Source organism: Streptomyces turgidiscabies Car8 (genome assembly GCF_000331005.1).
GTDB lineage: Bacteria > Actinomycetota > Actinomycetes > Streptomycetales > Streptomycetaceae > Streptomyces > Streptomyces turgidiscabies.
The window spans coordinates 1-10392 of sequence record NZ_AEJB01000248.1; the positions used below are offsets into that span (position 1 = coordinate 1).

The window sequence follows — 10392 nt, forward strand, 5'->3', positions numbered from 1 at the left end:
TACGGGAGCCGGCACGACGGCAACGTGGGTCTCGTACAGGTCGAGCCGCTGCCCGCGCGCGTGGTGGACGGCGTTCACCAACAGGTCCTGCGCGCCCTGGGGTTCGGTGCCCCGGTGGCCGAGGGCCACCCTGTGCTCGCCCAGTTGCGGGACCGGCTCGGTGCCGAGCAGCTGGTACTCGCGTTGCCCTATCTGCGCAGCAGCATGGGCCATCGGGTGACTGTCACCGTCGACGGCCGTGAACGGACTGTGGACGTACGACTTGGGTTGCGCGACCCGGCGCCGTCGCCCCGCTACGGCGTCCACGACGTCACCGACCCCGATGTGCGCGTGGAACGCCGTGGGTTCGGCGCGCAGGAGTCCGGCGACTCGGAGTCGTCGGGCAACTTCCGTACGCCCCCACCGCACCCGGCCTAAGTCGTCCGCCTCCGCCGAGCCCCAGGCCGCCGCTCACTCGGCCGAGTCACCGGATCCCCGGACTCCACAGCAGAAGCCCGACGCCGCAGCCCGAAGTCCGCCAACGCCTCCGCCAGCTTCAGCACGGACGGCTCAGGAGCCATGACATCGACCCGCAGCCCATGCTCCTCCGCGGTCTTCGCCGTGGCCGGCCCGATACACGCGATCACCGTCACGTTGTGAGGCTTGCCGGCGATCCCCACCAGGTTCCGCACGGTGGACGACGACGTGAAGAGAACGGCGTCGAAGCCACCCCCCTTGATCGCCTCCCGCGTCTCCTGCGGCGGCGGCGACGCCCGCACCGTCCGGTAGGCCGTGACGTCGTCGACCTCCCAGCCCAGCTCGATCAGCCCGGCGACCAAGGTCTCCGTGGCGATGTCGGCCCGAGGCAGGAACACCCGGTCGATCGGGTCGAAGACCGGGTCGTACGGCGGCCAGTCGTCCAGCAACCCGGCGGCCGACTGCTCACCGCTGGGCACCAGATCGGGCTTCACACCGAAGGCAATCAACGCGTTGGCGGTCTGCTCCCCGACCGCCGCGACCTTGATCCCGGCGAAGGCACGGGCGTCGAGCCCGTACTCCTCGAACTTCTCCCGCACGGCCTTCACGGCGTTCACCGAGGTGAACGCGATCCACTCGTACCGCCCCGTGACCAGCCCCTTGACCGCCCGCTCCATCTGCTGCGGGGTCCGAGGCGGCTCGACGGCGATCGTCGGCACCTCGTGCGGCACGGCCCCGTAGGACCGCAGCTGGTCGGAGAGCGACGCCGACTGTTCCTTCGTACGGGGCACCAGGACCCGCCACCCGAACAGGGGCTTGTTCTCGAACCACGACAACTGCTCGCGCTGGGCGGCGGCGAACCGCTCGCCGACCACGGCTATCACCGGGCGGCCACCGTCGGGCGACGGCAGCACCTTGCCCTGCTTGAACGTCTGGGCGATGGTCCCCAGCGTGGCCGACCAGGTCCGCTGACGCGTCGTGGTACCGGCGATCGTCACGGTCAGCGGAGTGTCGGGCTTGCGCCCGGCCGCGACCAGCTCACCGGCCGCGGCGGCCACCGAGTCCAGGGTGGTCGAGACGACGACGGTCCCGTCCGACGCCCCGACCTCGGTCCAGCAGCGGTCCGAGGCCGTACGGGCGTCCACGAACCGGACGTCCGCGCCCTGTGCGTCCCGCAGCGGCACACCCGCGTACGCGGGCACGCCCACGGCGGCCGCGACACCCGGGACCACCTCGAAGGGAACGCCCGCGCGGGCGCAGGCCAGCATCTCCTCGGCGGCGTACGCGTCGAGCCCGGGATCCCCGGACACCGCACGCACGACCCGCCTGCCACCCCTCGCGGCCTCCATGACAAGATGTGCGGCATCCCGCACAGCGGGTACACCAGCGCTTGTTGACGCGCCGTCAACAACCGCTAGTTGAGGCGTGCCTGTGCCTGGATACGTGCTGCCAATAGGCGTGTCCAATTCGGTGTTGAGCTCGGCGACGCCTTGTCTGGCGTGCGTGCGTACGACGTCGAGCACCTCGTGCTCGGCGACCAGTACGTCCGCGTTGGCCAGCGCCTCGACGGCGCGCAGAGTCAGTAGTCCCGGATCCCCGGGTCCGGCACCAAGAAAGGTGACGTGCCCGTGGTCCGGACCGGCGGGAAGGGTGGTGGGGCTCACTGTGCTCGCTCCCCCATCAGACCGGCCGCGCCCTTGGCAAGCATCTCGGCTGCGAGTTCACGGCCGAGCGCCATTGCTTGGTCGTACGTCTCGGGCACGGGACCGGTGGTGGACAGCTGCACCAGCGTCGAGCCGTCGGTCGTGCCGACGACGCCGCGCAGGCGCATCTCCTTGACAATCTGCCCGTCGGCCAGCAGGTCGGCCAGCGCGCCCACAGGGGCGCTGCAACCGGCCTCCAGGGCGGCGAGCAGTGACCGTTCGGCGGTCACGGCGGCCCGGGTGTCCGGGTCGTCGAGCTCGCCGAGTGCCGCGATCAGGTCAGAGTCGTGGGAGGTGTTCCCCGCTCTGCACTCGATCGCCAGGGCCCCTTGGCCAGGGGCAGGCAGAACCATGTCGACCGACAGGAAGTCGGTCACTTCGTCGGCGCGCCCGATGCGGCCCAGCCCGGCCGCGGCCAGGACGACGGCGTCCAGCTCACCGCTGCGCACGAACCCGATCCGGGTGTCGACGTTCCCCCGGACCGGCACGACCTCGACGCTCAGCCCATGGGCACGCGCGTACGCGTTCAGCTGGGCCGTGCGCCGGGTCGAACCCGTCCCCACCCGCGCGCCGGGCGGCAGGTCGGTGAACTTCAGGTCGCCGCGCGCCACCAGGACGTCACGAGGATCCTCGCGCTCCGGTATCGCGGCGAGCACCAGGTCGTCGGGCTGCGCGGTCGGCAGGTCCTTCAGCGAGTGCACCGCGAAGTCGACCTCCCCGCGCAGCAGCGCCTCGCGCAGGGCGGTCACGAAGACGCCCGTGCCGCCGATCTGGGCGAGGTCCTCACGGGACACGTCGCCGTACGTCGTGATCTCGACGAGCTCGACGGGCCGCCCGGTGAGCCGCCGCACGGCGTCGGCGACCTGTCCGGACTGGGCCAGGGCGAGTTGACTCCGCCGGGTCCCCAGTCTCAGCGCTCCTCGCGCCGGCCCTCGTGCTGGCTCACTCATGATCGCCCTCGGTTCTCGGCGTTCGCCGCGGTGTTCTCGTCGGCCCGGTCGGCCCGGGACACGGAGGCGACCGTCTCCTGGTCGAGGTCGAACAGGGTGCGCAGCGCGTCCGCGTACCCGGCGCCGCCGGGCTCGGCCGCGAGCTGCTTGACCCGTACGGTCGGCGCGTGCAGCAGTTTGTCGACCACGCGTCGCACGGTCTGGGTGATCTCGGCCCGGTGCTTCTCGTCGAGCCCGGGCAGCCGCCCGTCGAGGCGGGCGATCTCACCGGCGACGACATCGGCGGCCATGGCGCGCAGCGCGACGACGGTGGGGGTGATGTGGGCGGCCCGCAGGGCGGCCCCGAAGGCCGCGACCTCGTCGGCGACGATCCGCCGGACCTGGTCCACGTCGGCCGCCATCGGGACGTCCGCGGAGGCTTCGGCGAGCGTCTCGATGTCCACCAGCCGCACTCCGGGCAGTCGGTGCGCGGCGGCGTCGACATCCCGGGGCATCGCGAGGTCGAGCAGCGAGAGCACGGCCGGGGGTCGCGCCACACCGGCCACCGCCTCGGGGCGCCGCCGCTCGGGAATCCGCCCGAGGGTGGCCGCGGTCAGGGCGAGCGCGGCGATCAGCTCACGGTCGTCGTCGGGCGTACGCCGCGCCGCGTCCCGTCGGTCGACGGTGCCGTTGTCGACCCAGGCCGCGTGCTGCTCCAGCGTCGCCGCGTCCATCCCGGCGACGGCGGCCTCGCCCATCACCGAGAACCCGGCCGACTCCTGCACAGCCTGTCCGGCCTGGCCGGCGGCCAGGTCCAGCGGACACCCGTCGTCGGTGCCGATGCTGGTGGGCGGCAGGACTCCGCGTACGTCACCTGCCGCGGTCGTACGGGGGAACAGCCCGGCCTCGTCCGCAGGGACCCGGCCCTCGACGGCGGCCGCGATGGCCTCGGCGGTGAGGACGAGCCCGGTCGCACCCGTACAGGAAACGGCTATATCGGCACGTGTCAGCTCGAACGGCACCGATTCCATCGGAACCGCGCGGGCGGACACGGACGCGACCGCACCCTCGCCCGTGTAACCGGCGTACTGACTGTTCTCGCGGTTCTCGTTGATGATCTGCGCGAGCCGCTCGGCACGGTCCGGCGTGCGGTTGGCGACGACGATCTCGGCGACCCCGAGCCGCGCGAGCGTGGCGGCGGCCAGGGACGACATGGACCCGGCACCGATGACCAGGGCCTTCTTGCCCACGGCCCAGGATTCCACCGAAACCCCGGCGCCCTTGCCGCCCGCCAGCTGCTGGAGCCCAAAGGTGACCAGTGACTGCCCGGCCCGGTCGATGCCGGTCTCGGAGTGGGCGCGCTTGCCGACCCGCAGCGCCTGCTGGAACAGGTCGTTCGTCAGCCGGCCGGCGGAGTGCAGGTCCTGCGCGAGAGCGAGCGAGTCCTTGATCTGCCCGAGGACCTGCCCCTCGCCGACGACCATGGAGTCGAGCCCGCAGGCGACGGAGAACAGGTGGTGGACAGCCCGGTCCTCGTAGTGCACGTACAAGTACGGAGTGAGTTCGTCGAGGCCCACCCCGCTGTGCTGGGCGAGGAGCGTGGACAGCTCGGCGACACCCGCGTGGAACTTGTCCACGTCCGCGTACAGCTCGATGCGGTTGCAGGTGGCGAGCACCGCGGCCTCGGCGGCCGGCTCGGCGGCGACGGTGTCCTGAAGCAACTTGATCTGCGCGTCCTGGGACAGCGCGGCCCGCTCGAGAACACTGACGGGAGCGCTGCGGTGGCTCAGCCCGACGACGAGGAGACTCATGCCGGCATCACGGCGGGAACATCCCCGTCAGGCCCTTTGCCACGCCCGCCACCACTGTCGGCGCCACCACCGTTACCAGCGCCGCCACCACTGCGGCCCCGCCCCTTGGCAGCGACCGCCGCGACGGCGTCGGCCGCGGCGACAGCGTCAGCGGCGGCAGCTGCCGCGTCGGCCTCCTCGCCCGCCTTGCGCTGCTCGTGGAAAGCGAGGATCTGCAGCTCGATGCTGAGATCGACCTTGCGTACGTCGACGCCGTCCGGGACGGTCAGCACGGTGGGCGCGAAGTTGAGAATGGAGGTCACACCGGCGGCGACGAGCCGATCACACACGGGCTGAGCGGCACCGGCGGGCGTGGCGATAACGCCAATGGACACACCGTTGTCCGCGATGATCCTTTCCAGATCATCCGAGTGCTGCACCGGAATACCGGCGACGGGCTTTCCCGCCATCGCGGGATCGGCGTCGATGAGGGCGGCCACCCGGAATCCACGGGAGGCGAAGCCGCCGTAGTTCGCGAGGGCGGCGCCGAGATTTCCGATGCCGACGATCACTACCGGCCAGTCCTGGGTCAGCCCCAGCTCACGCGAGATCTGATAGACGAGATACTCGACGTCGTAGCCGACCCCACGCGTTCCGTAAGAACCCAGGTAAGAGAAGTCCTTGCGCAGCTTCGCGGAGTTGACCCCCGCGGCGGCGGCCAGTTCCTCGGACGAGACCGTGGGGACCGAGCGCTCCGACAGTCCGGTCAGCGCACGGAGGTACAGCGGAAGCCTGGCGACGGTGGCCTCGGGAATCCCTCGGCTGCGGGTCGCCGTTCGGTGAGTTCGGCCAGTTGCCACGGTGCTCCTGCGGGTAGCGCGGGGCTGCAGGCGGTCACACGTTCCTGGACCGCCCCGTCGAGTGCAGGCTATGTCTTTGTGAACGCGTGCACAAAGATGGTGTCCGATTTGCCCACCCAACGTGACCGGGGTCACGCACCCCCGGCGCACGCGTGGGGAACCGGCGCACAAGCACCGTCTTCCCTCGCCGTCACAGGCACCGTTCGGGGGCAAAACCTCACACACTCCTCATGAATCCCGCCCCCGAGATCTGAACCGCACTCGATCCTAAGCGACTTTCCGGACCACCTGGACTGCCCGGTCAGCACTTGGTCAGAACTCGACCACTGGTTAATCGATCGGGAATCTATGTGAGGGCTTTGCGAAGACGTTCTTCGCTGACACGCCAGAACGTGTGCTGGGCGCCGTCGATGAGCACGACGGGGATCTGCTCCCAGTACTCACGGTGGAGTTCCTCGTCCTCAGTGATGTCCTTCTGTTCCCAGGAAACCCCAAGATCGGCGCACACCTTCTCGACAACTCCCTGTGCGTCATCACACAAATGACAACCGGGCTTCCGGATGAGAGTGACGACCCGGGACTGTGGCGTACGACGGCCGACGCGCCGAAAGAGGGGACTCATACCCCCATTGTCACGCGCGCGAGGGAGGGCCTCTCGGCGCCCGACGGCGGGCCGACGGCAGTTGTTTAACTGTGCGGTCGCGGAGAGTTCACAACCTTCAAACCTCACGACTCCGGAAGCACCGAACAAACTGGCTATGCTCACGCCATGGCCGCTCTCGGATGGCTCACTCCCCGTAGGCGCTCCGCCACGGCGCGAAGCGTGTTGGCAGGCGAGGCCTCGGCGGAGGCAGCGCGCAAATCCTCCCAGGAGCTGGAGGAACTGGCGCATGCGCCGGATCTGACGGACACCGACGAGGGATCCGCGGAACCGGCGGAACCGGCGTTCCCCGTCCTCGGCGACGTGCGCGCCGCCGCGTTCTTCGACCTCGACAACACCGTCATGCAGGGCGCCGCGATCTTCCACTTCGGCCGGGGCCTGTACAAGAGGAAGTTCTTCGAGTCCCGCGACCTCTACCGGTTCGCCTGGCAGCAGGCGTGGTTCAGGCTGGCCGGCATCGAGGACCCCGAGCACATGCAGGACGCCCGGGACTCCGCCCTCTCCATCGTCAAGGGCCACCGCGTCTCCGAGCTGATGTCGATCGGCGAGGAGATCTACGACGAGTACATGGCCGAACGCATCTGGCCGGGCACCCGCGCCCTGGCCCAGGCACACCTCGACGCGGGCCAGAAGGTGTGGCTGGTGACGGCGGCCCCGGTGGAGATCGCCACGGTCATCGCCCGCCGCCTCGGCCTCACGGGCGCCCTGGGCACGGTCGCGGAGTCGGTGGACGGCGTGTACACGGGCAAGCTGGTGGGCGAACCCCTGCACGGCCCGGCCAAGGCGGAGGCGGTACGCGCCCTGGCGGCGGCGGAGGACCTGGACCTCACCCGCTGCGCGGCCTACAGCGACTCGCACAACGACATCCCCATGCTCTCCCTGGTTGGCCACCCCTACGCGATCAACCCGGACACCAAGCTCCGCAAACACGCCCGCCGCCTGGACTGGCGCCTACGGGACTACCGCACCGGCCGCAAGGCGGCGAAGGTCGGCATCCCGGCAGCGGCCGGCGTAGGAGCAGTGGCCGGCGGCACAGCAGCAGCCATCGCCCTCCACCGCCGCCGCCGCTGACTGTCCAGCGCCGACCCGCATTTCCAGCCCGTTGGGGGTCCCCCCTCTGGGGGAGTTTGAGGACGAGCGCTTTCGGCGCGAAAGGGGGGTCTGGGGGCGCGGCCCCCAGGAACGGGATGGGACGGGTAGGGGCGGCGGGGGCGAAGAAAAATCCGTTCGCCCCTCAATCCCCCGTAACCCCTCCACCAGTCCCGTTGGCCGTACACAGCCACAACACGCCCCGAGCGAAGCTCAACTCGACCTTAATCGATCAACAACCTGTCACACTGCGGCACTTGAACGGGCGCCAATAGGTAACAGAAGCGACGTAATCGATGATTTGAGCAACCGGGTGTAGCAGCACCTGTACGAAGCGTTATTCTCCTCAGACGCAAACCGGTACCCCTCCGTCGCTACGACGGGTGAAAGGTCCCGCACTGCACGTGATGGAAGCTCTGCCTCTGGGAGTCCCGTGTACCCACACGTCGGGGTTGACGCCTCGGGCCTGGCTACGCTGCGCGCAACGGTCCTAGACCTGTTGCGCGGCTTCGTCCCCACCGCGTACGCCGTACCCGCATTCGCCACCGCCGCACCACTCGGCCCGTGCTACGCGCTGGCCGACGGCACCGCCGCGGTCGGCAGACGAGGTCGTGCCACCGGCGCCGCCACCACCCGCCGCCCCGCGGCGGACAGTGACAGCGCCCGCATGATGGACCTTGTCGAGCGTGCCCAGGCCGGCGAGGCCGACGCTTTCGGCCGCCTTTACGACCAGTACAGCGACACTGTGTACCGGTACATCTACTACCGGGTGGGCGGAAAGGCCACCGCCGAGGACCTGACGAGCGAGACGTTCCTGCGCGCGCTGCGCCGCATCGGAACCTTCACCTGGCAGGGCCGCGACTTCGGCGCCTGGCTGGTCACCATCGCCCGCAACCTCGTCGCCGACCACTTCAAGTCCAGCCGTTTCCGGCTCGAAGTGACCACCGGCGAGATGCTGGACGCCAACGAGGTCGAGCGCTCACCGGAGGACTCCGTCCTGGAGTCCCTTTCGAACGCCGCTCTGCTCGACGCCGTCAAGCGCCTCAACCCGCAGCAGCAGGAGTGCGTGACCCTGCGCTTCCTCAACGGGCTGTCGGTCGCCGAGACCGCACGCGTGATGGGCAAGAACGAGGGTGCCATCAAGACCCTCCAGTACCGCGCCGTCCGCACACTCGCCCGACTCCTCCCGGAAGACGCGCGCTGAGCACCGTACGAGGTACTCCGCGCACGCCTCCGCCAGGACACTCCCGCACCGCACCCGCACCCGCACCCGAAGATCACCGGGCGCGCCTCGTCCCGCCCGCCGGACTCGTCCCGCTTTCGCCTGCCCGGGGACCGCACACTCAGCGACTGCCAACTCACCTTCCGTGAAAGTCCGTTGAGTTCGCGGTCCGATCATCCGCCGTCCGTAACCCAAGTGCCGCGCCACTCGTTGTGCGGGATACAGGCTCCCTGTGGTCACTCCCTGGCCGTCTTCGATCACCCGATCGAGTTGACGCGGTCAGGGATGTGCAACCCTCAGGACCCCCTGGGGAGCCGACCGTCATGACGAGAGGAGGTGCCGCCAGTGATCGCGAACGTTTCGGCGCACCGGCGGGCGAACGCCTTCGCCCAGGCCCTGGAGCAGTTGTCCGACCGGGACTCGGCGGCCGAGCAGCCCGAAGGACCGGCACCGGACGCTGCACCGGAACCGGCCCAGGCTCCCGCGGCACGGGCGGACCACCAGGCGGACCACCGGGCGGAACAGACCGAACCGAACCGACTGGTGGCCATCGCGACCGGTCTCGGCGAGCTGCCCAAGCCGGTGCTCGACCCCGCGGTCAAGGTCGTCCACCGGGCCCAGCTGGTGGCCGCGATGGAAGCCATGCTGCGGGACGGCACGGTACCGGGAGGCCGGGCGACGGACCCTTTGGTGCCCGAGCAGCGCTCCCGCGCCAAGGGAGGTACTCACCGGGCGAGCGGGCTGGGGAAGTTGCGACCCCGTACGCGACTGACCAAGGGTCTCGCCGCGGGCGGACTCAGCGTGGGTGTGGCCGCCGGAGCCTTCGGCGGCGTCGCCGCTGCCAGTTCCGACGCCCTGCCCGGTGACTCGCTGTACGGCCTCAAGCGCGGCATCGAGGACATCAAGCTCAACTACCTGACCGACGGCGCCGGCGAACGAGGCCAGGTCTACCTCGACCAGGCCTCGACACGCCTCAACGAGGCCCGCCGACTGATGGAGCGCGACCGCGCCGGCCAGCTCGACCACGAGTCGCTCGGCGAGATCCGCCGCGCCCTCTCCGGTATGCGGCACGACGTGTCGGAGGGCCACCGCCTGCTGCACGAGGCATATCGGCACGACCCCGACTCCCTGGGCCCCATCCAGGCCCTGGACGCCTTCTCCCGCTCCCACCGCGAGGCCTGGGGCGCACTGCGAGACCGTCTCCCGGTGCAGCTCGGGGACGTGAGCCAGGAGGTGTCGTCGGTCTTCGACGCCATAGACCAAGAGGTCGCCCCCCTCCAGTCCCTGCTTCCGAAGCCCCCCTCCGGGAACGGCGGAAGCGGTGCGGGCGGCGGAAACCAACGGCAGGGCTCCGGACCGGGGTCGAGCACCAGCTCGTCCGGTTCCGACCGGTCGGCCGCCCCCAGCAACACCGGCGGCGACTCCACCGACGGCCGCGAGTCCAGCAGCGGCAAGCCCAAGCCGTCCGCGTCCGGCGCCGGCAACGACGGCCTGCTCGGCGGCAACACCGGCGGCCTCCTCGACCCGCCCGCGGAGAACGGCACGGCGTCCCCGTCGACGACCACCCCGTCCGACACCGAGCCCGACGTCACGCTCCCGCCGCTCCTCCCGGGCCTGCTGCCCGGCCTGGGCATCGACAGCGAGGACGCGAGCTGACGCGGTCTGCCGTACGACGTTCGGGG

At 70.4% G+C, this 10392-nt stretch carries 9 protein-coding genes; 4 read left to right on the forward strand and 5 right to left on the reverse strand.

Going from position 1 to position 10392, the window contains the following annotated elements; all coding sequences use genetic code 11:
* Positions 1-417: hypothetical protein (locus STRTUCAR8_RS16260; protein ID WP_044472308.1), on the forward strand; the 417-nt coding region annotated here is incomplete at its 5' end.
* Here STRTUCAR8_RS16260 and STRTUCAR8_RS16265 read toward each other — a convergent pair.
* The 5 genes from STRTUCAR8_RS16265 to STRTUCAR8_RS16285 form a co-directional block, all read right to left on the reverse strand.
* The gene (locus STRTUCAR8_RS16265; protein ID WP_006376887.1) at positions 414-2120 is read right to left on the reverse strand and encodes a bifunctional uroporphyrinogen-III C-methyltransferase/uroporphyrinogen-III synthase; all 1707 of its coding nucleotides are present in this window, start codon (positions 2118-2120) and stop codon (positions 414-416) included. The two genes, STRTUCAR8_RS16260 and STRTUCAR8_RS16265, sit on opposite strands and share 4 nt — an antisense overlap.
* Positions 2117-3109: a hydroxymethylbilane synthase gene (hemC, locus tag STRTUCAR8_RS16270; protein WP_006376885.1), complete on the reverse strand. Its 993-nt coding sequence runs from the start codon at positions 3107-3109 to the stop codon at positions 2117-2119. The genes STRTUCAR8_RS16265 and hemC overlap by 4 nt, the downstream gene beginning before the upstream one ends.
* A complete protein-coding gene (locus tag STRTUCAR8_RS16275; protein WP_006376880.1) occupies positions 3106-4899 on the reverse strand; it encodes a glutamyl-tRNA reductase in 1794 nt (597 codons plus the stop codon). The genes hemC and STRTUCAR8_RS16275 overlap by 4 nt, the downstream gene beginning before the upstream one ends.
* Positions 4896-5738: a redox-sensing transcriptional repressor Rex gene (locus STRTUCAR8_RS16280; RefSeq protein ID WP_006376886.1), complete on the reverse strand. Its 843-nt coding sequence runs from the start codon at positions 5736-5738 to the stop codon at positions 4896-4898. The genes STRTUCAR8_RS16275 and STRTUCAR8_RS16280 overlap by 4 nt, the downstream gene beginning before the upstream one ends.
* A 346-nt stretch (positions 5739-6084) precedes the next feature.
* The gene (locus STRTUCAR8_RS16285) at positions 6085-6360 is read right to left on the reverse strand and encodes a glutaredoxin family protein (RefSeq protein WP_044472310.1); all 276 of its coding nucleotides are present in this window, start codon (positions 6358-6360) and stop codon (positions 6085-6087) included.
* Between the two features lie 147 nt (positions 6361-6507).
* On the opposite strand from STRTUCAR8_RS16285, the gene STRTUCAR8_RS16290 reads away from it, so the two are divergent.
* The 3 genes from STRTUCAR8_RS16290 (at position 6508) to STRTUCAR8_RS16300 (ending at position 10366) form a co-directional block, all read left to right on the forward strand.
* Positions 6508-7470, forward strand: a complete 963-nt coding sequence (locus STRTUCAR8_RS16290; protein ID WP_044472311.1) for an HAD family hydrolase — start codon at positions 6508-6510, stop codon at positions 7468-7470.
* Between the two features lie 451 nt (positions 7471-7921).
* On the forward strand, positions 7922-8692 hold the full coding sequence (locus tag STRTUCAR8_RS16295) for an ECF subfamily RNA polymerase sigma factor, BldN family (RefSeq protein ID WP_044472312.1): 771 nt from the start codon (positions 7922-7924) through the stop codon (positions 8690-8692).
* Between the two features lie 363 nt (positions 8693-9055).
* On the forward strand, positions 9056-10366 hold the full coding sequence (locus STRTUCAR8_RS16300) for a DUF5667 domain-containing protein (RefSeq protein WP_006376879.1): 1311 nt from the start codon (positions 9056-9058) through the stop codon (positions 10364-10366).
* The last annotated feature ends 26 nt before the right edge of the window (positions 10367-10392 follow it).

Coding starts and splice junctions, on each gene's coding strand:
- STRTUCAR8_RS16290 (WP_044472311.1), top strand. CDS start 6,508: ATGGCCGCTCTCGGATGGCTCACTCCCCGTAGGCGCTCCGCCACGGCG.
- STRTUCAR8_RS16275 (WP_006376880.1), bottom strand. CDS start 4,899: ATGAGTCTCCTCGTCGTCGGGCTGAGCCACCGCAGCGCTCCCGTCAGT.
- STRTUCAR8_RS16285 (WP_044472310.1), bottom strand. CDS start 6,360: ATGAGTCCCCTCTTTCGGCGCGTCGGCCGTCGTACGCCACAGTCCCGG.
- hemC (WP_006376885.1), bottom strand. CDS start 3,109: ATGAGTGAGCCAGCACGAGGGCCGGCGCGAGGAGCGCTGAGACTGGGG.